21 protein-coding genes are annotated in these 20,139 nt (G+C 69.9%); 10 read left to right on the top strand and 11 right to left on the bottom strand.

The genetic code is table 11. The features are described from left to right. The first annotated feature begins 51 nt into the window (after positions 1 to 51). Genes GXW71_RS13440 through GXW71_RS13410 form a run of 7 tightly spaced genes read left to right on the top strand, consistent with a single transcriptional unit; the run spans position 52 to position 6,806 of the window. Positions 52 to 1,077: an extracellular solute-binding protein gene (locus GXW71_RS13440; RefSeq protein ID WP_211853030.1), complete on the top strand. Its 1,026-nt coding sequence runs from the start codon at positions 52 to 54 to the stop codon at positions 1,075 to 1,077. Then, positions 1,074 to 2,171: an ABC transporter ATP-binding protein gene (locus tag GXW71_RS13435; RefSeq protein ID WP_211853029.1), complete on the top strand. Its 1,098-nt coding sequence runs from the start codon at positions 1,074 to 1,076 to the stop codon at positions 2,169 to 2,171. Before GXW71_RS13440 ends, GXW71_RS13435 begins: the two co-directional genes overlap by 4 nt. Continuing rightward, positions 2,168 to 3,028: an ABC transporter permease gene (locus GXW71_RS13430; RefSeq protein WP_211853028.1), complete on the top strand. Its 861-nt coding sequence runs from the start codon at positions 2,168 to 2,170 to the stop codon at positions 3,026 to 3,028. The genes GXW71_RS13435 and GXW71_RS13430 overlap by 4 nt, the downstream gene beginning before the upstream one ends. A gap of 5 nt (positions 3,029 to 3,033) precedes the next feature. After that, positions 3,034 to 3,825 (top strand): ABC transporter permease, encoded by a 792-nt coding sequence (locus GXW71_RS13425; protein WP_211853027.1) that lies wholly within the window; start codon positions 3,034 to 3,036, stop codon positions 3,823 to 3,825. Further along, positions 3,822 to 4,430 (top strand): TRAP transporter small permease subunit, encoded by a 609-nt coding sequence (locus tag GXW71_RS13420; RefSeq protein ID WP_211853026.1) that lies wholly within the window; start codon positions 3,822 to 3,824, stop codon positions 4,428 to 4,430. The genes GXW71_RS13425 and GXW71_RS13420 overlap by 4 nt, the downstream gene beginning before the upstream one ends. Next, the gene (locus tag GXW71_RS13415; protein ID WP_211853025.1) at positions 4,427 to 5,734 is read left to right on the top strand and encodes a TRAP transporter large permease; all 1,308 of its coding nucleotides are present in this window, start codon (positions 4,427 to 4,429) and stop codon (positions 5,732 to 5,734) included. Before GXW71_RS13420 ends, GXW71_RS13415 begins: the two co-directional genes overlap by 4 nt. Positions 5,735 to 5,750: 16 nt before the next feature. Continuing rightward, complete coding sequence (locus GXW71_RS13410; protein ID WP_211853024.1) at positions 5,751 to 6,806, top strand: TRAP transporter substrate-binding protein; 1,056 nt, start codon at positions 5,751 to 5,753, stop codon at positions 6,804 to 6,806. A gap of 104 nt (positions 6,807 to 6,910) precedes the next feature. On the opposite strand, the gene GXW71_RS13405 is transcribed toward GXW71_RS13410, so the two are convergent. Beyond that, a complete protein-coding gene (locus tag GXW71_RS13405) occupies positions 6,911 to 7,597 on the bottom strand; it encodes a GntR family transcriptional regulator (RefSeq protein ID WP_211853023.1) in 687 nt (228 codons plus the stop codon). A gap of 97 nt (positions 7,598 to 7,694) precedes the next feature. Here GXW71_RS13405 and tcuA point away from each other — a divergent pair, with 97 nt between their 5' ends. Then, on the top strand, positions 7,695 to 9,092 hold the full coding sequence (gene tcuA, locus GXW71_RS13400) for an FAD-dependent tricarballylate dehydrogenase TcuA (protein WP_246526538.1): 1,398 nt from the start codon (positions 7,695 to 7,697) through the stop codon (positions 9,090 to 9,092). Then, on the top strand, positions 9,079 to 10,209 hold the full coding sequence (tcuB, locus tag GXW71_RS13395) for a tricarballylate utilization 4Fe-4S protein TcuB (protein WP_211853022.1): 1,131 nt from the start codon (positions 9,079 to 9,081) through the stop codon (positions 10,207 to 10,209). The genes tcuA and tcuB overlap by 14 nt, the downstream gene beginning before the upstream one ends. Before the next feature lie 39 nt (positions 10,210 to 10,248). On the opposite strand, the gene GXW71_RS13390 is transcribed toward tcuB, so the two are convergent. The 6 genes from GXW71_RS13390 to GXW71_RS13365 all read right to left on the bottom strand — a co-directional run bounded on the left by GXW71_RS13390 (position 10,249) and on the right by GXW71_RS13365 (position 14,766). Then, on the bottom strand, positions 10,249 to 10,551 hold the full coding sequence (locus GXW71_RS13390; protein ID WP_211853021.1) for a hypothetical protein: 303 nt from the start codon (positions 10,549 to 10,551) through the stop codon (positions 10,249 to 10,251). 152 nt (positions 10,552 to 10,703) lie between these two features. Continuing rightward, on the bottom strand, positions 10,704 to 12,539 hold the full coding sequence (gene ptsP, locus GXW71_RS13385) for a phosphoenolpyruvate--protein phosphotransferase (RefSeq protein WP_211853020.1): 1,836 nt from the start codon (positions 12,537 to 12,539) through the stop codon (positions 10,704 to 10,706). Further along, complete coding sequence (locus GXW71_RS13380) at positions 12,529 to 12,840, bottom strand: HPr family phosphocarrier protein (protein WP_211853019.1); 312 nt, start codon at positions 12,838 to 12,840, stop codon at positions 12,529 to 12,531. Before GXW71_RS13380 ends, ptsP begins: the two co-directional genes overlap by 11 nt. Positions 12,841 to 12,881: 41 nt before the next feature. Then, positions 12,882 to 13,322, bottom strand: a complete 441-nt coding sequence (locus tag GXW71_RS13375) for a PTS sugar transporter subunit IIA (protein ID WP_211853018.1) — start codon at positions 13,320 to 13,322, stop codon at positions 12,882 to 12,884. After that, positions 13,319 to 14,308: an RNase adapter RapZ gene (gene rapZ, locus GXW71_RS13370; RefSeq protein WP_211853017.1), complete on the bottom strand. Its 990-nt coding sequence runs from the start codon at positions 14,306 to 14,308 to the stop codon at positions 13,319 to 13,321. Before rapZ ends, GXW71_RS13375 begins: the two co-directional genes overlap by 4 nt. 11 nt (positions 14,309 to 14,319) lie before the next feature. After that, positions 14,320 to 14,766: an HPr kinase/phosphorylase gene (locus GXW71_RS13365; protein ID WP_211853016.1), complete on the bottom strand. Its 447-nt coding sequence runs from the start codon at positions 14,764 to 14,766 to the stop codon at positions 14,320 to 14,322. Between the two features lie 121 nt (positions 14,767 to 14,887). Here GXW71_RS13365 and GXW71_RS13360 point away from each other — a divergent pair, with 121 nt between their 5' ends. Further along, positions 14,888 to 15,817, top strand: coding sequence for a serine/threonine dehydratase (locus tag GXW71_RS13360; protein ID WP_367617301.1), 930 nt, complete (start codon positions 14,888 to 14,890; stop codon positions 15,815 to 15,817). Between the two features lie 39 nt (positions 15,818 to 15,856). Here the strand turns inward: GXW71_RS13360 and GXW71_RS13355 are convergent, their stop codons facing one another. From GXW71_RS13355 to GXW71_RS13340, 4 genes are all read right to left on the bottom strand, one after another. Further along, a complete protein-coding gene (locus tag GXW71_RS13355; RefSeq protein WP_211853014.1) occupies positions 15,857 to 16,300 on the bottom strand; it encodes a PaaI family thioesterase in 444 nt (147 codons plus the stop codon). A gap of 50 nt (positions 16,301 to 16,350) precedes the next feature. Continuing rightward, positions 16,351 to 17,217, bottom strand: coding sequence for a flagellar motor stator protein MotA (gene motA / locus GXW71_RS13350; RefSeq protein WP_211853013.1), 867 nt, complete (start codon positions 17,215 to 17,217; stop codon positions 16,351 to 16,353). Next, entirely contained in the window at positions 17,214 to 18,254 is a 1,041-nt protein-coding gene (locus tag GXW71_RS13345) for a flagellar motor protein MotB (protein WP_211853012.1), read from the bottom strand. The genes motA and GXW71_RS13345 overlap by 4 nt, the downstream gene beginning before the upstream one ends. Positions 18,255 to 18,487: 233 nt before the next feature. Further along, positions 18,488 to 20,074 (bottom strand): ABC transporter substrate-binding protein, encoded by a 1,587-nt coding sequence (locus GXW71_RS13340; RefSeq protein WP_211853011.1) that lies wholly within the window; start codon positions 20,072 to 20,074, stop codon positions 18,488 to 18,490. Positions 20,075 to 20,139 lie beyond the last annotated feature (65 nt).

Genomic DNA, 20,139 nt, shown 5'->3' with positions numbered 1-20,139 from the left:
CCGCGGCACGCGGCTTGCTGACCCTGGGGGCGACCGCCAGGGAGTTCCGTCATGCGCATCAGCCTGCCACGCCGCGCCTTGCTGCAAGGCGCCGCCGGCCTGCTCGCCGCCCCGGCCATCCTGCGCGCCCAGACGCCCGAGATCTTCGTGGGTGGCCCCGCTTCTCCGGGCCTCACCGACATCCTGTTCCCGGCGATCGAGCGCAAGCATGGCTTCAAGATCCTGTTCGAGGGCACGAACAGCTTGATCAACCTCGAGAAAATGCGCAGCAACCGGGCGCGGCCGACGATGACGGTGACGATGATGGACGACCCCGTCCTCATCCTCGCGGAACGCGAGAATCTCATCACCACCTTGAAGGGTGCCGCGATCCCGAACCTCGCGGATGTGCAGGCGGATGCGAAGCCGCGCGATTCCATGTGGGTGAACTGGTGCTTCCCCGCCGCCTCCATCTCCTACAACACGCGCAGCGTCCGGCCAGCGCCGACCAGCTACGCCGAGGTCTGGGACCGCAAGTACCGCGACAAGGTCATCCTGATCTCCATGCGCATCACCCAGGCGGTGGTGCCGCTGCTGGCGGCGACCCAGCTCGCCACCGGCAAGCCGCTCAGCGAATGCCTGCGCCTGGCCGATGAAGGCTTCGCCAAATTGCGGGAATTGCGGCCGAACATCCTGCAGATCACCACCAACCCGCCCCAGGCGCAGCAGCTCCATGAAAGCGGGGAGGTCGATCTCTACCTCTCCCCCGACAGCCGCACCACGCTGTTCCGCAAGAGCCAGCGCGCGCCGGTCGACCTCGCCTATCCGCGGGAAGGCACGGTCGCGATGCCGGCCGGCGTAGCCCTGGTCCGTGATGGCCCGAACGCCGAGCTCGGCATGAAGTTCATCGACGAGCTGTTGAACCCCGAGACCCAGGCCCTGGTCGCCCGCACCTTCTTCAGCAAGCCGACCAACACCAAGACCACCATGCCGGCGGAGCTCAGCCTGCCGGATCTCGTGGTGCTCGATTGGGAGTATTTCGCCGATCACCGCAATGGCTGGATCGAGCGCTTCGAGCGTGAGATCGCCGCGCGGTGAGGGATGGCGGTGTCAGCGTCGGTGTCGGGGCGGCGGGCCACCTCGCGGTCTCCGGCGCGACCAAGCGCTTCGGCGCGGCGCTGGTGCTGGACGACCTCAGCATCGCGGTCGCCAAGGGTGAGTTCGTCTCGCTTCTCGGCCCTTCGGGCTGCGGCAAGACGACGCTGCTTCGCTGTGTCGCCGGCCTGCTGCGGCCGGATGCCGGGCGCATCCTGGTGGGCGGGGCGGACATCACCACGCTGCCCGCGCATCGGCGCAATGTCGGCGTGGTGTTCCAGAACTACGCGCTGTTCCCGCATCTGACGGTCGCCGAGAATATCGGCTTCGGCCTGCGCGCACAGGGCGTCGCGAAGCGCGAAGCCGCACCCCGCATCGCGGAGGCGCTGCGCCTGGTGCGGATGGAAGCGCATGCCGATAAGGCGATCACCGCACTCTCCGGCGGTCAGCAGCAGCGCGTGGCTGTGGCGCGCGCCTTGGTGGTGCGGCCCTCCCTGCTGCTACTGGACGAACCCTTCAGTGCGCTCGACCGCAAGCTGCGGGAGACCATGCAGGTCGAGCTCAAGCAGCTCCTGCGCGAGGTCGGCATCACCGCGATCTTCGTGACCCATGACCAGGAGGAAGCGCTGGTCGTCTCCGACCGCATCGCGGTCATGAATGCCGGGCGCATCGAGCAGCTCGCCGATCCCGCGGCGCTCTATGGCCGCCCCTCCAGCCTCTATGTGCTGGATTTCGTCGGGCAGTCGACGCGGCTCTCCGGCCGGGTCGTGGAAACGGCCTCCAACGAGATCGCCATCGACACCGCGCTCGGCCGCATCTGGGCGCCCGGCAGCTTCCTCCGCGGCTCCCCCGTCATCGTTGCCGTGCGGCCTGAGGCGGTGACGCTCGGCTCGGCGCAGGACGGGGCTGCCAACCACATCACCGCCCGGGTCGCCGAGATCTCCTTCCTTGGCAGCCGCACCCAGCTTCATCTCGACCTGGTGGAACCTGACCGCGGCGTCGTCGAGCTGCCGCGCCTGCCGGATGGCATCGCGCCCGGCGCATCCGTGCCGCTCAGCTTCCGCGTGGCCGATGCCATGGTCTTTCCCGCGCCATGAGCGCCACGGCGCTGACGGCACCGCCGCGCCGCCCGGACGGCTTGACCCTGCTGGTGCTGCCGGCGCTCGCCTTCCTGGGCGTCGTCTTCCTGCTGCCGCTGCTGCTGCTGCTCTGGTCCTCGATCCGGGGGCCGGGCGGCTTCTCGCTCAACGGCTATGCGCGGGTTCTGGGCGACGCCTATTACCTGCAGGTGATGCTGCAATCCCTGCAGCTCGGCCTCATCACCACCGGCGGTGCGCTGCTGCTCGGCTATCCCGCGGCCTTCGCGCTGGCCCGGGCGCGCGGTTACGCGCAGGTGGTGCTCTTCGCCCTGATCTTCCTGCCGCTCACCGTCTCGATCATCGTGAAGAGCTTCGGCTGGGGCATCGTGCTGCGCCGCGACGGCATTCTGAACTGGGCGATGGAGAATCTCGGCCTGATCGAGCGGCCCGTGCGCATGATCTTCACCGAAGGCGCGCTTTATGCCGGGATGATCAACGTCTTCTTGCCCTTTATGGTGCTGCCGATCTTCTCGGTGGTGCGCATGATGGACACGCGGCTGCCGGATGCCGCCGCGACGCTCGGCGCCTCGCCCTGGTTCCGCTTCACGCGGGTCACCCTGCCGCTGTCGCTGCCCGGCGTGGTCGCCGGCGTCTCCATCACCTTCTCGCTCGCGGTTTCGGCGTACGTCACGCCGTCGCTGCTGATGGGGGACCGCTTCATGACCATGTCGATGGTCATGGCCAAGGCCTTCCTGAACCTGCGCGACTGGCAACTCGGCGCCGCCATGGCGACGGTGCTGCTGGCGGTCGCGATCACCGTCGTCGTGGGCGCCGCCTGGCTGCAGAAGCGCCTCGCCACGCCGCGGGGGAGCTGAGGCCATTGGATCGCGCCGCACGCTGGGTCAGCAGCTTCGCCCTCCTCCTCACCATCGCCTTCCTGCTGCTGCCGATCGTCGTCGTCATTCCCGTGAGCTTCACCGAAGCCCCGATCTTCGCCTTTCCACCCGAAGGCTTTTCCCTGCAATGGTACGCGAAGATCCGCAACGTGGACGGGCTGCTCGGTGCGCTGGCGCTCTCGGCGCAGATCGCGGCACTGTCCACCGGCATCGCGTTGCTGCTCGGCACGCTCGCCGCCATCGCGCTGGTGAAGGGGCAGGTGCCCGGGTCGGCGGCGATCACTGCTTTCATGGTCTCACCGCTCATGCTGCCCGGCCTGGTGCTCGGCATCGCCCTGCTGCAGGCGCTGCGGGAGGTCGGGCTGCGCGATGCCTGGTGGTCGCTGCTGCTGGCGCATGTCGTCATCACCATGCCCTTCGTGATGCGCACCGTGCTCGCCAGCCTGGCGTTGTTCGACTTCGCGATGGTGGACGCGGCGCGCACCCTCGGCTGTTCCTACGCACGGGCGCTGCTGCGCGTGCTGGTGCCGAACATTCTGCCGGGCTTCATCTCCGGTGCGCTCTTCGCCTTTATCGCAAGCTTCGACAACTATCCGGTCTCGATGTTCCTGGTCGATGTCCGCACCAAGACGCTGCCGATCCAGCTCCTGAATTACCTGGAGATCAGCCCGGACCCGACGCTCGCCGCCGTCTCCACCCTGCTGATCCTGCTGACCGTGCTGGTGCTCTTCCTCTGTGACCGCCTGGTCGGCCTGCGGCGGATGGCGGCGCTGTGACGGCGCAGAACCCCGTCGCCCGCGTGCTGGAGGCGCCGGCGCGCTGGCTCGCGATCCTGGGCGGCTGGTGGCTGATGGCGCTGGCCTTCCTCACCTGTGCGGAGATCCTGGGCCGCAAGCTGCTCGGCGTGTCATTGCAGGGCGTCGACGAGATCGGCGGCTATACCCTCGCCATATTCTCGACGCTGGCCTTCACCTGGGCGCTGGTCGCCAAGTCACATGCGCGCGTCGATTTCCTGCTGGGCCGCATGCCAGCCCCGGTACGCGCGGTGCTGAACGCCGCCGCCTTCCTGTTGCTTGCCGCCTGCGCGATCTACGCCGCTTGGCGCGGCTGGCACGTGCTGGAGGAAAGCATCGAATTCCAGGCCCATGCCAATTCGCCGCTGCAGACCGCGCTCTGGATCCCGCAATCCGCCTGGCTCGCCGGCCTCGTCGTCTTCGCCATGGCGGCGGGAGCCTTCGCTGGCCACGCGCTCTGGCTGCTGTTGACCGACTGGCGCCGCCTCAACCTCCTCTACGGCCCGATGACCCTGGATGAGGAAGTGGCCGCCGAAGCCAGCGCCATCCTCGCGCGTACGGCGCCGGAAGCGGAGCCGGCGGAATGATCGGCGTGACGGAAGCAGCCCTCGGCTTCGGACTGATGGTGCTGCTGCTCTTCCTCGGCCTGCATGTCGCGATCGCGATGCTGCTGGTCGCCGTGCTCGGCGCCAGCCTCTATCTCAGCCCGGCGCTGGTCGAGGCGCTCGGCACCCAGCTCTGGGCCTCGATGGAGGATTACGTCCTGCTGTCGATCCCGCTCTGCATCCTGCTGGGCGAGATCCTGGTCCGCAGCGGCAGCACCGACCGCCTCTACCGCAGCCTGGCGGATTGGCTGAACCCGTTGCCGGGTGGGCTGCTGCATACCAATGTCGGCGCGTCCGCGATCTTCTCCGCGGTCTCCGGCTCCTCGGTCGCGACCGCGGCCACGGTCGCGACGGTGGCACTCCCCTCCTTCCGGCAGCGCGCCTATGACGAGCGGCTGGTGCTCGGCTCCATCGCCGCCGGCGCCTCGCTCGGCAATCTCATCCCGCCCGGGATCGCGCTCATCGTCTACGGCGCCATGACCAACACCTCGATCGGCCAGCTCTACGCCGCCGCGGTGGTGCCGGGTGCCGTCATGACCGTGCTTTTCATGGCCACCATCGTGCTGATCGCCTGGGCACGCCCCGGGCTGGTGCGGCAGGAACCGCTCAGCGATCCGCTGCGCGTCCGCCTGGCCCGCGCCGTGCATCTGTTGCCGCCGCTGGTGATCTTCGTGATCATCATGGGCTCGATCTACACCGGCTGGGCGACGGTGACCGAAAGCGCCGCACTCGCGGTGGTGGCGGCGCTGCCGATCGCGGCCCTCTACGGCCGGCTCACCATCCGCATGCTGCACGAATGCTTCCTCGCGACTGCCAGCCTGACGGCGATGAGCATGCTGATCCTCGCCGCCGCCTTTTACCTGAACTTCGTCATGGGGCTGCTCGGCGTGACGCCGGCGCTCGGCGCTTTCGTCGCCAGCATGGATGCCTCGCCCCTGCAGCTCATCCTCGCGCTCACACTCTTCTACCTGCTGCTCGGTGTCTTCTTCGAGACGCTCCCCATGCTGGTCGGCACCGTGCCCGTGGTCTTCCCCGTGGTCACCGCCGCCGGCATCGATCCCGTCTGGTTCGGCGTCTTCATCGTGCTGATGGGGGAGATCTCCCTGCTGTCGCCCCCGGTTGGCATGACGCTCTACGTCATCCAGGCGGTGCGGCGGGAAGGCCATATCGGCCAGGTCTTCGCCGGCACGGCACCCTTCTTCCTCGCCATGGTCGCGATGACCGCGCTGCTGATCGCCTTCCCAGGCATGGCGCTCTGGCTGCCCCGCCTGACCTATGTGAACTGATCAAGGAGATCCGGGAATGCTGCGCCACCTCCGCCGCGCTGTGGCGGCCCTCTGCCTCCTCGCGCTGCCGCTCGCCCCCGCCGCCGCGCAGCAAGGGCCGGCGATGCCGCTCCGCATCACCGGGCATTTCGCGGCCAACCAGAAGCACATTGACATCGAGCGCGCCTTCTACGGCGGCCTCGCCGCGGAGACCGACATCAACCTGCAGATCACCTACAACCCGATGGACCAGGTCGGCGTGCAGGCCGCCGACGCGTTGCGCCATCTGCGCAGCGGCGCCTTCGACGTGATGTCGGTGGTGATCGGCCCGGTTGCGCGCGACGAGCCCTTCTTCGACGGGCTCGACCTCATCGGCGTCAGCCCGACCGTCGCCGAGCTGCGCACCGCCGTCGATGCCGGCCGCGAAGCCTTCGATCGCCGCCTGCTGGACCGCTTCGGCGCCCGCGCCGTCGCCCTCTGGCCCTTCGGTCCGCAATACTTCTTCTGCAATGCGCCGGTCCGCAGCGTCGCCGATCTTCGCGGCCTCAAGGTCCGTTCCTACACGCCGAGCATGACCGCACTGCTCACCCATCTCGGCGCCAGCCCGATCAGCCTGCAATTCAGCGAGGTCTACCCCGCCCTCCAGCGCGGCGTCGTCGCCTGCGGCATCACCTCCGCCGTCTCCGCCTATGCTGGCAACTGGGGTGAAGTCATCACCCACGTCCTGCCGCTCTCCCTCGCCGGCGGCATCCAGGGCCATTTCATGAGCGCCCAGGCCTGGCGCCGCTTCTCACCCCAACAGCAGGAAGCCCTCTCCCGCGCCTTCGCCCGGCTCGAGCGCGAGCTCTGGCAGCTCGCCGAGGTCAGCGATGCGGAATCCCTGGCCTGCCTTGGTGGCCAACCCGCCTGCACCGGCCGCCGCTTCTCGACCACCATCGCCGCCGTGCCGCCCGAAGACGAAGCCCGTGTCCGCGACGCCGTGACTGCCGTCGTGCTGCCGACCTTCCGCGACGGCTGCAACCGCGTCTGGGCCGACTGCAGCACCACCTGGAACCGCAGCATCGGCGCCGCCCGCGGCTACGTCATCCCGTAGACGGGGATGGTCCTGTGAGGGCGGCGTTGGTCCATCGCTGACGTCGCCTCCCCTGGTATCTCTCCAAGCTAGACAGGAAGGCGGTGCCCTTTCCGAGGACGCGCTTACCCGCCTGGCGTCGCCATGGGCACGCCGATGGTGCGCACCATCCAGGCCAGCCGGTGGCGTTGCGCGGCGACCGCGTGCGCCCGCGCCGCCGATTCCGCGGCGTCGCCGTCGCGCCGGCGCAGTGCCTTGAGAATGGTCCGGTGCTCGTCATGCGCCTGTTCCGCCCGGCCGCCCTGGGTCAGCAGGGAAGGCAGCAGCGCCATGGTCGCCGAAAGCTGTTCCAGGCTGCGCAGCAGGTAGCGGTTATGGGCCGCCAGGTAGAGCAGCCCATGCAGGCGCTGGTTGGTCTCGGCGAGCGCGCGGGCATCGGTGAAATACTGCGGCTCCTTTGCCACCAGCTCGGTCATCGCGGCGATCTCGGTCTCGCTGGCATGCTGGGCGGCGAGGCGCGCGGCCGCACCTTCCAGCACCTCGCGCATGACATAGAGCTCGACCACCTGCTGGTGGTCGGGGCGGGTGACCGTCAGGCCGCGCCGCGGCTCATGCGTGACCAGGCCTTCCGCCTCCAACCGGGCGATCGCCTGCCGGATCGGGGTGCGGGAGACGCCGAGGCGGGCGGCGAGGTCGGTTTCGGTCAGCCGGATGCCCGGGGCGAGGGAGCCGTCCCGGATCTGGTCGCGCATCCGCGCATAGGCTTCCTGACCCAGGTCGCGCGTGGCGGGAGGCGTCGGGGAGCGGAGCATGCCTCCCATGTAGCGGACCGGCCCCTCCGATTGGAAGAACCATCTGGACCTCACTGGATACCCGTGGATACATAGGCGTCCCGAGGAGAGAGACCCTATGGTGGACCTGACCCGGATCTGGGACGTGGTGGTGGTCGGCGGCGGCAATGCCGCGCTCTGCGCCGCCATCACGGCGCGGGAGGCCGGAGCGTCCGTCCTGGTCGCCGAGCATGCACCGAAGGCGATGCGCGGCGGCAACAGCCGGCACACGCGCAATGTCCGGGCGCTGCATCCGGCGCCGACCGGGGTGCTGACCGAGAGCTACCTGGAAGAGGAGTACTGGGACGACCTGCTGCGGGTCACCGGCGGGCGCACCGACGAACATCTGGCGCGCACCACCATCCGCGCCTCCCAGCACGCGCCGGGTTTCCTTGAAGAATGCGGGGTGGTGTTTCAGCCCTCGCTCTCCGGCACGCTGTCGCTGTCGCGCACCAACGCCTTCTTCCTCGGTGGCGGCAAGGCATTGATCAATGCGCTGTACCGCACCGCCGAGAAGCTCGGCATCGCCGTCCTCTACGATACCGAGGTGCAGCATATCGAGGTGAAGGATGGCTTCGCGACGGAAGCGATCCTGAGCTGCCGCGGCTTCCCGGAGCGTGTCAGGGCCAAGACTTTCATCGCCTCGGCCGGCGGCTTCCAGGCGAATCGCGAATGGCTGCGCAAGTACTGGGGCGACGCCGCCGATAACTTCCAGATCCGCGGCACCCCCTATGCCCAGGGCACCGTGCTGAAGGACCTGCTCGCCCAGGGCATCCAGGAAGTGGGCGACCCCACCCAGTTCCACGCCGTCGCCAATGATGCGCGCGCGCCGATGGAGGATGGCGGCCTCGCCATGCGCCTCGACTGCGTGCCCTTCGCGATCGTGGTGAACCGCGACGTGGAGCGCTTCTACGACGAGGGCGAGGATGTCTGGCCGAAGCGCTACGCCATCTGGGGCCGCCTGATCGCCCAGCAGCCGGATCAGCGCGCCTATGCCATCACCGACAGCAAGGCGCTGCACAACTACCTGCCCAGCGTCTTCCCGCCGGAGAAGGCCGGTACCATCGCGGAACTCGCGGGCAAGCTCGGGCTCGACGCCGGCAAGCTGGAACGCGTGGTCGCCGACTACAACGCCTCGGTCCGCGACGGCACCTTCACGCCGATGAAGCCCGACGACTGCCGCACCGAAGGGCTGACCCCGCCCAAGAGCCACTGGGCGCGGCGCATCGATACGCCGCCCTTCTACGGCCATCCGCTGCGGCCCGGCATCACCTTCACCTTCCTCGGCGTGAAGGTGAACGACCGGGCGCGGGTGCTGATGGCCGACGGCAAGCCCTCGGCGAACCTCTTCGCCTCGGGCGAGATCATGGCCGGCAATATCCTGGGCCAGGGCTACCTGGCCGGCTTCGGGATGGCGATCGGCACCGTCTTCGGACGCCTCGCGGGCGAGGAGGCCGCGCGCCATGCAAGAAACTGAAGCCCCCCGCGCGGAGCGCGAATCTGACGCAATGATCGAGGCGCGCCGCAACCTCGAAGTCTGCAATGCCTGCCGCTATTGCGAGAGCTATTGCGCGGTGTTCCCGGCGATGGCGATGCGGCGGGAATTCTCGACCGGCGACCTGACCCACCTCGCCAATCTCTGCCACGGCTGCAAGGGCTGCTACCACGCCTGCCAATACGCACCGCCGCATGCCTTCGGCATCAACCTGCCGGCGACTTTCTCGACCATCCGGCAGGAGAGCTACGCCACCTATGCCTGGCCCGCCGGCATGGGCGGCGCCTTCGAGCGCAACGGCACGCTGGTGTCGCTGCTCGCCGCCCTCGGCGTCGCGCTGGTGCTGATCCTGACCGCGGCGCTGCAGGACCCGACGGTGCTCTACAGCGCGCAGCGCGGCGAAGGCGCCTTTTTCCGGGTCATCCCGCTCTGGCTGATGATGGGCATCGCCGGCATCACCTTCGGCTATGCCATTATCGCGATGGCGATCGGCGGCGTCCGCTACTGGCGCGGCACCGGTGGCAGCGGCGGCGCGCCGCTGGCGGCGGCGCCGGTCGCGGATGCCGCGGTCGACATCGTGACCTTGCGCAACCTCGGCGGCGGCGGGCATGGCTGCAACGACGTCGACGACAGCTTCGCCATGCAGAAGCGCTGGCTGCACCAGGCGATGTTCGGCGGCTTCATGCTGTGTTTCGCCGCGACCACGGTCGGCGCGATCTACCATAACATCTTCGGCTGGCACTCGCCTTATGACTTCCTCAGCCTGCCCGTCCAGCTCGGCACCTGGGGCGGCGTCTTCCTCTGCATCGGCACCGCCGGGCTGATCCGGCTGAAGATCGTCACCGACCCGGTGCCTGTCGCGAAGCAGGTGCTCGGCGGCGAATACGCGATGCTGCTGCTGCTGTTCCTGGTCAGCGCGACCGGGCTGCTGCTGCTCGCGGTGCGTCACACCGGGGCGATGGGCGTGATGCTCGCGATCCATCTCGGCCTGGTGCTCGCGCTCTTCGTGGCGCTGCCCTACAGCAAGATGGTGCACGGCGTGTATCGCGGCCTGGCGCTGCTGCGGAACGCGCAGGAGAAGCGGCGCACCGCCGGGTGATGGCATGCCGGGAGGGACCTTGCCCCTCTCCGTCCGCCATCAATCGTCGTCGTCATCCCGGCTGCGGCCGCTGCGCCAGGGCGCGGCGCGACGGCGGTCGTCGTCTTCTTCCCTGTCGCGGCGGCCTTCCCGCCAGCGCTCGGTCCGCACATAGCCGCGGCGCCCGCGCTCATCCTCGATGGTCAGCCGGTCCACCCGGCGGCAGCGACCGTTCGAGCAGTCCGAATTGCTGTCGGAGGATTGGCTCTCCGCGGCGGCCGGGGCGGCCCGCCCCAGGGCGATAGCCCCGAGTGCCGCGAAGGTGCCGCCGCGCAGCAGGATCTTCCTGGTCAGTCCCGACATCGATCTCCGCTCCCGGTTCTGGGCCGCCTGCTGCACCGCAGGCCACGCGGGCTTCCGCGCGGGTCCAAGATGAATTCTCATCGATGTCCGGGAGGCGACGGAAATGCGGCCATGCGGGGGCGCAGGGTCACTCCCGCGTGAGGGGGCGGGTTCTAGGCTTTCTCCGCCCCGAACTCGCTCACCAGCTCCCGGATGCGGGCGGGGTCGCTCTGCTCCATCACCCGGCGGGCGAAGCGGGCACAGTCGGTGATGTCGAGCGCACGCACCGCCTGCTTCACCCGCGGCAGCGCCGAGGCGTTCATCGACAGGCAGCGGATGCCGAGGCCGAGCAGCAGCGGCACCAGCTTCGCATTCCCCGCCATCTCGCCGCAGACGGAGACCGGGATGCGGATGCGCAGCGCCGCCTCGGTCGCGAACTGCATCAGCCGCAGCACGGCGGGATGCAGCGGGTCGTAGAGATGCGCGACATCCGCCTCCGCGCGATCGACGGCGAGGGTGTACATCGCCAGGTCATTGGTGCCGATCGCGAAGAAATCCGCTTCCAGCGCGATGGCATCGGCGGCGAGTGCGGCACCCGGCGTCTCGATCATCGCGCCCAGCATCGGCAGCGACTCGGGCAGCTTCTCGCCGCGGCGGCGCAGCCGCCGCGCGACGCGGTCATAGATCTCCCGCGCCTGCTTCACCTCGTCCGGGATGGTCACCATCGGCAGCAGCACGCGCACCGCGCCCTGCGGCGCACGCGCCGCGACACGGAGGATGGCGGCGAACTGCACTTCCAGGAGCTCCGGCCGCTTCAGCAGCATGCGGAGCCCGCGCAGGCCGAGCGCCGGGTTGGGGCCGGCATGGGCGGGCACGATCCCTTCCGCCAGCGCTTCCATGTCCTTCTCGCCGCCCCAGTCGAGCACCCGGATGGTGACGGGATCGCCGGCCAGGGCCTCGACGATCTGCGAATAGGCGGCGACCTGCGCCTCCTCGTCCGGCAGATCCTCGCGGTTCATGAACAGGAATTCGGTGCGCAGCAGGCCGATGCCCTGGGCGCCGGCCTGAGCGATCAGCGGCAGCTCCTGCGGGATCTCGAGGTTTGCCTGCAGCTCCACCAGCTCGCCATCGGTGGTCTTGGCGGGCAGCCGGCGGAGCTTCGCAAGCTTGGCGCGCTCCCGCGCGAAGGCGGCGAGCTTCTCCTTCGCACCGGCAAGGGTGGACGGCGTCGGGTGCACGGCGACGATGCCGCTGGCGCCGTCCAGCGCCACCATGTCGCCGCGCACGGCGGCCTCCGTCAGGCCGGTGCAGGCGACGACGGAAGGGATGCCGAGCGCGCGCAGCATGATCGCGGTGTGGCCGTCGGTGCCGCCCTCCTCGGTTGCGACGCCGGCGATGCGGGAGGGGTCGAGCAGCGCGGCATCGGCCGGCCGCAGCTCCTCGGCGACCAGGATGCAGCCTTCCGGCAGGTTCTTGAGGCTGCGGAAAGGCTGGGCCGTCAGGTTGCGGACCAGGCGGCGCCCGATCTCCCGCACCTCCGCGGCGCGGCGGGTCAGCCCGGTCTTGTCGTCATCCTTGGCGGCGAGGATGACGGCGGCGATCGCCTCCGCCTCATCGGCGACCGCGGTCTCGGCGGCCAGGAGGTCGGTCTCGATCCGCTTGCGTGCCCCTCGGATTAGTCGGGAATTGCCGAGCATGAGGCCATAGGCATCGAGCAGGGGCCCGATCTCCTCCTGCGCCTCTTCCGGCAGGACGGAGATGCGGTTGCGCAGCTTCGCGATCTGCTTGCGGGACAGCGTGACGGCGGCGACGAGCCGTCCGCGCTCGTCCTCGACCTTCGCCTCCGTGATGGAGCGCCGGGGAGCTTCGGTCGGCGCCTCGGAGGTGTCGTAGACCGGGCCGATCGCGACGCCCGGCGCCACGCCGATGCCGGTCAGCCGGACCTCGCGTGGCTTGCCTTTCCCCGGCTTCCCCTTCGAAGGCGCTTCCTTCGGCGCGTCAGTCTTCATGGAAGCCGGCCTCGATGAGGCCGGCCACAGCGTCCAGGGCTTCCCTTGCGTCCCATCCTTCGGCCTCGACCGTGATCTGGGCGCCCTTCCCGGCCCCCAGCATCATGAGGCCCATGATGGAACAGGCAGGCACCGTCTGACCATTGGCCACGACGTTCATGCAGGCGGAATATCGCTCGGCCAGCGCCACCAGCTTGGCGGCGGCGCGAGCATGCAGGCCGCGGGCGTTGCAGATCACGATGGTGCGACGCAGTACCAGATCGCCGCCAGTGGTGCCGGCATCGGCGGCGACGGGCGTCATGACGGGCTCTGGCCGCGCATCCGCATCATCCGGCCATTCGTTCACGTGCCGCGTCCCCCGTTCTTCACCACGCCGTTCACATTGCCGTTGAGTATGTCGGCGCCGCAGGCGATGTATTTGCGGCCGGCCATCTTGGCATGCTCCACGGCGTCGGCCAGCTTTTCGCTGCCGCGCAGCTTCGCGAGCTTGACCAGCATCGGCACGTTCACGCCGGCGATCACCTGGACGCCGGCGCGCTCCTGCATCATCTGCACGGCCAGGTTGGACGGCGTGCCGCCATGCATGTCCGTGAGCACGACGACGCCGTCGCCCTGATCCACGGCATCGATGCAGCCGCCGATATCGCGGCGGCTGTGTTCCATGTCGTCCTCCGGCCCGATGCAGACGGTGGCGACGGCGGGCTGCTTGCCGACCACGTGTTCCATGGCGAGCCGCAACTCCTCGGCCAAACGGCCGTGGGTGACCAGCACAAGACCGATCATGATGTCTTCGTCAGGGCCTCCCGACCCGTCTTCCCGTCGGCGGCGCTGCCGTTGCGGGGTTCGGCGGCAGGGGCCGGGACCGCGGCCGGCAAAATGCCGCCGCCGATCTCCCGGTGGGTGAGCGCCACCCGCCAGCCGTCTGCGTGAAGATGGTGTGTCAGGCGTTCCGCTGCCAGGACCGAGCGGTGCTTCCCGCCGGTGCAGCCAAGCGCGATCGTCAGGTATTTCTTGCCTTCTGCGGTGTAGCGCGGCAGCAGCGGATCCAGCAGCCCTGTCATGCGTGCGAAGAAGGGCGCGAAATCCGGGTCCGCCTCAATGAAGGCGGCGACCTCGGGGTCACGCCCGGTCAGCGGGCGCAGCACGGGGTCGTAATGCGGATTGCGCAGAAAGCGCAAGTCGAAGACCAGATCGGCCTCCCGCGGCAGCCCCTTCGGATAGGCGAAGGACATCACGCTGAGCGAGAGGCCCCCGCCTTCCGGGCGGAAGCGGCGCTCGATCAGCCGCCGCATCTCCGGCAACGGCAGGTCGGTGGTATCAACCACCATGTCGGCGGCATCCAGCAGCGGCGCCATCAGCGCCGCTTCCCGGGCAACGCCGTCCGCGACCCGGCTGCCGAGCGGGCCTCCGGGCGCCAGCGGGTGGCGCCGGCGCGTCTCGGTATAGCGGCGCAGGATCACATCCGCCTCGGCCGTCACGAAGACCAGCGTTACCGCGATGTCCGGACGCATCCGCAGCCGGTCCAGCAGGCGCAGCGCGGTCGCGGCTTCGAAATCGCGGGTGCGGGCATCGATGCCGGCGCCGAGCGGCTGGGTGCCGTCGCCGACCAGCGCCTCCAGCACCGAGAGCGGCGGGTTGTCCACCGTCTCGAAGCCGAGATCTTCCAGCACCTTCAGCACGGACGCCTTCCCGGCACCGGACAGGCCGGTGACCAGGACGGTTTCGCGCTGGGACGGGGATGCAGGATCGGACGGGGGGGCGATGTCCATGGGTCAGGTGCTCAGCCGAAGCCCGAGGCGAGGCGCGCCTTGCCGAGCGCGACATCCAGCGCCAGCGCCAGCTTGTCCGGGGCCGAGGCGGCGAAGGGATCGAGCGCCAGCACCGGCAGGGCGTGCCCGGCATGGGTCCAGGCCGCGGCATCCGGCAGGCGCGGCACATCGGCGCGCGGCACCAGCCGCACCACCAGGCGCAAGGGCACCTGCGGCGTCACCGGCACGTCCTTCCGAATACCCACGCCGCGCACCTCCAACAGACCGGAGAGCGCGGGCGGGGCGCAAGCGACGAGCCCGGACCCGCCATGCGCAACTACCTCCACCTGGTCATCCGCCACCAGCGTCCAGCCGTGGCCGAGCAGCCTGAGCAGCAAGTCCGATTTGCCGGACCCCGGCGGACCGAGGAGCATCACGCCCTCGCCGTTCCGGGCCGCGCAACCGCCGTGGAAGGTCATGTCGCCTCCAAAGGGGTCGCCCGCCTGTTCGCGGGTGCGGAAGATGGCAGAAAGGGGGCGAGGGGGGAAGCGCCGCGCGGTTGTGCTGCGGGCCGGGCCCTGCCAGCCTGACGGGATGAATGTGAATCATTCCGATCGCACGGCAATCACCGCCGCCGCCGCACGCATCGCCGGCCATGTCCGTGAAACCCCCGTCTTCGCCCTGCCGCCGGAGGCGCTGGGGCTGCCCGCCGGCGCGCCGCTGCTCCTGAAGCTCGAGCATCTGCAGGTCTCCGGCAGCTTCAAGGCGCGCGGCGCCTTCAACAGCCTGCTGGCGGCGCCGGTCCCGGGTGCCGGCGTCATCGCCGCCTCGGGCGGCAACCACGGCGCCGCGGTCGCCGCCGCTGCCCGGACCCTCGGTGTCCCCGCCGAGATCTTCGTCCCGGAGATCACCGGTGCCGCCAAGCGCGCCCGCATCGCGGCACTCGGTGCCCGGCTGGTGATCGGCGGCGCCACCTACGACGAGGCCCGCCAGGCCTCCGAGGCGAGGGCGGCGGAGACCGGCGCGCGCCTGATCCATGCCTATGACCAGCCGGCCGTGCTCGCCGGCCAGGGCACGCTGGCGCCGGAGATCGAGCGCCAGGCGCCGGGTCTGACCCATCTCCTGGTCGCGGTCGGCGGTGGCGGGCTGATCGGCGGCATCGCCGGCTGGGGCGGCGCGACACGGCTGGTCGCCGTGGAGCCGGAAGGCTGCCCGGCGCTGCATCTGGCGCTTGCCGCCGGCCGGCCGGTGGCGGCCCCGGTCGGCGGCGTCGCGGCCGACAGCCTGGGCGCACGGCAGATCGGCGCGCTCGGCTTCGCCGCCGCCCAGGCGCAGGGCATCGAGAGCGTGCTGGTGCCGGACGCGGCCATCACCGAAGCCCGGCGCCGCCTCTGGGATGCCTGCCGCCTGGCCGTGGAACCCGGCGGCGCCACCGCGCTGGCGGCGCTGGTCTGCGGCGCCTTCCAGCCGCCGGCCGGCGCCAGGGTTGGCGTGCTGGTGTGCGGGGCGAACACGGACGCGCTGGTGTGACGCGGTCCCGGAGAGGGCAGAGCCCACTTCGGGACAGGGTTACACCGGTGTCCCTGCCGGCACGCCCTCCGGCACTTCGCTCCCTTTGCGGTAGCGGTGGGTGGAGGCACCGAAGGCCACCATCCGGCCTTCCGCGTCGAAGACGTCCGTGCGGCAGAAGAAGATGCTGCGGCCGGCGCTGACGACGCGGCCTTCGGCACTGACGATGCCGGCGGAGACCTGGCCGGTGAAGCGGCAGTCGAGGTCGACGGTCACCGCCCGCCGCACATTGCCGGGCACCGTGCAATGAAGGCCGGAGAAGGCGGCCGATTGGTCGATCAGCGCCAGGATCACGCCGCCATGCGCGATGCCGGAGCGGTTCATGTGCTGCGGGCCGAGCCTGCAGACCATCCGCGCGAAGCCCGCGCGCCACTCGGCCAGCTCGAGCCCGAGCAGGTCATGGAAGGGAGAGGAGGCGGCGGCGTGGTCGGGGGCGGTGTCCATGGCCCGGCTGATTGTGCCGCCACGCACCGCAGGTCAAGATGCCCGTCGGCTCAAGCGATCACCAGATCCTGCAGCGCCTGCTCGAGTTCCGGGAAGCTCGGCATCTGGTCGCTTGGGACCATCTTGCGGCCGGTCTCCACCGCGACCTGTGGGGCATTGCCATGCAGATGCGCGACCAGGACAGCGCGGATCACCTCGAAATACTTGCTTTCCTCGTCCACCACGCCCTTCAGCCGGCTGGCGAAGGGGCCGACCAGGCCATAGGCGAGCAGCACGCCGAGGAAGGTGCCGACCAGCGCGCCGCCGATCATGGCGCCGAGCACCGCCGGCGGCTGGTCGATCGAGGCCATGGTCTTGATGACGCCGAGCACCGCCGCGACGATGCCGAGCGCCGGCAGCGCATCCGCGACGCTCTGCAGCGCGTGGGAGGCGTGCAGCTCCTCCTGGTGGATCTTCTTCAGCTCCCGCGCCATCACGTCCTCGATCTGGTGCGGGTCGTCGGCATTCATGCCGACCATGCGCAGGTAGTCGCAGATCAGATGCGTCGCGTGGTGATCGGCGGCGAGCTTCGGGAATTTCTGGAAGGCGGTGCTCTCATCGGGCTTCTCGATATGCGGCTCCAGCGCCATCGGGCCCTTGGTCTGCACCAGACGGACCAGGAAGTAGAGCAGGCTCAGCAGCTCCAGATAGTCCTGCTTGCGGAAGCGGGCACCCTTCAGGCTCTTCCCGATGGCGCTGAGCGTGTGCTTCACGTCGCTCAGGCTGTTCGCCATGATGAAGGCACCGGCGGCGGCGCCGCCGATGATCATCATCTCGAAGGGCAGGGCATGCATGATGATGCCGAACTTGCCGCCGGCCAGCATGTAGCCGCCGAACACGGCGCCGAGCAGCAGCCCAAGGCCGGCGATCGAGGTCATCGGCCCTGCTCCCCCGCCTGCCGGATCAGGGTGATCGAGACGCGCCGGTTGGCGGCGTTGTTCGGCTGGTCGGCGATCAACAGGTCGCGGTCGGCCATGCCGGTGACGCTGCGCATCCGGGTCTCCGCGACGCCCGCCTCGGTCAGCAGGCGGCGCGTGGCATTGGCGCGGTCGGCCGAAAGATCCCAGTTGCTGCCGGCGCCGCGGAACTGGGTGGCGTCGGTGTGGCCGGCGATGGAGATGGCGTTGGGCAGCCGTTGGACAACCTGCGCGACGCGCGCGATCAGCGCGCGGGAGCGGTCATTGGGCGCGGCGCCACCGAGCGCGAACATCGGCTGCCGCTCCGCGTCCAGGAGCTGGATGCGCAGCCCTTCCGGCACTTGTTCGATCATGAGCTGGCGCCCGAGATCGGCCAGCGCCGGGTCGGCGGCGACCGCCTGGCGGATCTGCTCGGCCGCCTGTTCGAAAGCGGCCTGCTCGCGCCGGGCCTGCTCGGCATGGAGTGCGGCATCGGTGAGCCGCTCCGGATCGGGGAGCTCGGCGGGCCGGGTCGCGGGGCCGGCATGCGCGGGCGCGGGACCGGCGCGGGCGCCATCCGGGGTCGCCTGGGTGCGGCGCGCCTCCGCGTCCTCGTCTTCACCGAGCGGGCCCTCGCGGCGGACGATCGGCGTGGCGGGCGTGTCGCTGTCGTCCTCCTCGATGTCCAGCACCACGGCCGTCCCCATCTGGAGACGCGGCGCGCCGGTGGTCGTGGTCATCGGGGAGGGGTCATGCGGGGTTCGCCCGCCGAAGGGCTGGCCGGAGCCGGAGGCGCCGCGCCCGAGCAGGTTGGCCTGCGAGAAGTAGTCCGCGAGGCCTCGGCGCTTCTCCTCGTCCGTGGCATTGAGCAGCCACATCAGGAGGAAGAACGCCATCATCGCGGTCACGAAATCGGCGTAGGCGACTTTCCAGGCACCCCCGTGATGGGCGTGTTCCCCGGATTCCTCGCGCCTGATGACGATCGTGCCGCCGCCGCGGCCCCTGCGTTTTGCACTCATCGTGCGCGATCATGCGCACCGCCTGCTTAAGCGGGCGCTAAAGGCCCCAGCCTAGTCCAACCCCCCAGCGGCCGCAGGCCGCCACCAATCTCTGCGGGGCGAGCGCAGCGATGCCCCGGGGCCGCGAATGCGGCCCCGCGCGCGACCGACAGCCGTCACCGGAGCTGCCCTGACAGCGCGCAAGCCAAGCCGGCGGATGCCGGCGCCGGCGCCTGAGGTCAGACATAAGTCATCTAAGATTTACTCACATTCCAAAAGACCGGCACGGCGCCCTTCAGCAAGCCGGTGATGTTCCGCCGGAAGGCCGCCGGCGGCAGGTACTGGCCGAGCGGGATGAAGGGCACCGTCTCAAAGCTGCGCTGCTGGATCGCGCGGTCCAGCCGCTGCTGCTCCGCCTCGTCGGTGGTGTCCATCCAGGCGGTGCGCATCGCCTCGACCTGCGGGTCGTCCGGCCAGCCGAACCAGGCGTCGCGGCCATTGCCGCGCAGGTTGGAGGCGAAGACCGGGTCGCGGTACTCCGCCGCCGGGAAGCCAGAGGGGAACAGCGACCAGCCGCCCCTCTCGAGCGGCTCCATGCTGGTCCGCCGCTGCACCACCGTGCCCCAGTCCATCGACTGCTCGTCGAGGTTGAAGCCGACCTCGCGCAGGCCCGCCGCGACCACGCTGGTCATGGCGTGGTAGAAGCTCTGGTCGGTCGGGTGCATCAGCACCACCCGCTCCCCGGCATAGCCGGTCGCGGCCAGCATGCGCTTCAGCTCGGTCAGGCTCGGCCGGTTCAGCACCGCCTCCATGCCGACATCGCTTGCCGAGGGCGTGCCGGGCAGGAAGAAGCCGACCGGGGCACGGAACAGCGAACGGTCCTCGCCCATTGCCGCGGTCATGCAGGCGACCTGGTCGACCGCCGCCAGCATCACCCGGCGGATTGCCGGGTTGGCGGTCGGCCCCTGCATGGAATTCGGCCGCATCGCACCGAAGGTGCCGTAATTGTCCAGGACCTCGACGCTGACGCCGCGCGATCGCCGCAGTAGCGGCAGCAGGTCCGGCAGCGGCTGGTCGATCCAGTCCACCTCGCCGTTGATCAGGGCGTTGCCTGATGTCGCCGGATCCGGGATGAAGCGCCACTCGACCCGGTCGACCATCACCCGATAGCCGCCGGCGCAGAAGCTCGCCGGCTCGTTGCGCGGATTGTAGCGCTCGTTCTTCGCGAAGACCGAGCGGCTGCCCGGCACGAACTCGTTGGCCACCCAGCGGAACGGCCCGCTGCCGATGACCTCCGCGACCTGGGTGTGCGGGCTGGTCAGGGCCAGCCGCTCCGGCATGATCACCGGCGTCGGCTGGGTCTTCGCCAGTGCGTAGGGCAGCGAGGAGAAGGGCTTGTTCAGCCGGAACACCAGGGTGCGGTCATCCGGCGCCTCCAGCGCATCGAGCCGCGCCTCGATGGTCTGGCCGATCGGATCCCGCTTCATCCAGCGGCGGACCGAGGCGACGCAGTCGCGTGCGCGCACCGGCTCGCCGTCATGGAACAGCAGCCCTTCGCGCAGCCGCATGGTCCAGCGCTTGCCGCCATCCTCGACCGTGTGGCCTTCGACCATCTGGGGCCGGGCGCGGAGCTGCTCGTCGCGCCCGTAAAGCGTTTCCCAGATCATCGCCCCGGCGTTGCGGGTGACGACCGCCGTGGTCCAGACCGGATCCAGGCTGGCCATGCTGGCCTGCGGTACATGGATCAGCGTCTTGGTTTCGGCGCCGATGGCGGGGGCGGCAAGGCGACCGCCGACGGCCATGGCCGCGGCTGCCCCTGAGAGCAGGTGTCGACGTTGCATGGGACGTTTTCCTCGCTGAGCCCTCGTTGACATCAGGGGCTTTGGCCGGCGGAGCTTATCACGCG

Source organism: Plastoroseomonas hellenica (assembly GCF_018129085.1).
GTDB lineage: Bacteria > Pseudomonadota > Alphaproteobacteria > Acetobacterales > Acetobacteraceae > Plastoroseomonas > Plastoroseomonas hellenica.
Note: the sequence above shows the minus strand (reverse complement) of the source record. Positions and strands in the feature narration are given on the sequence as shown.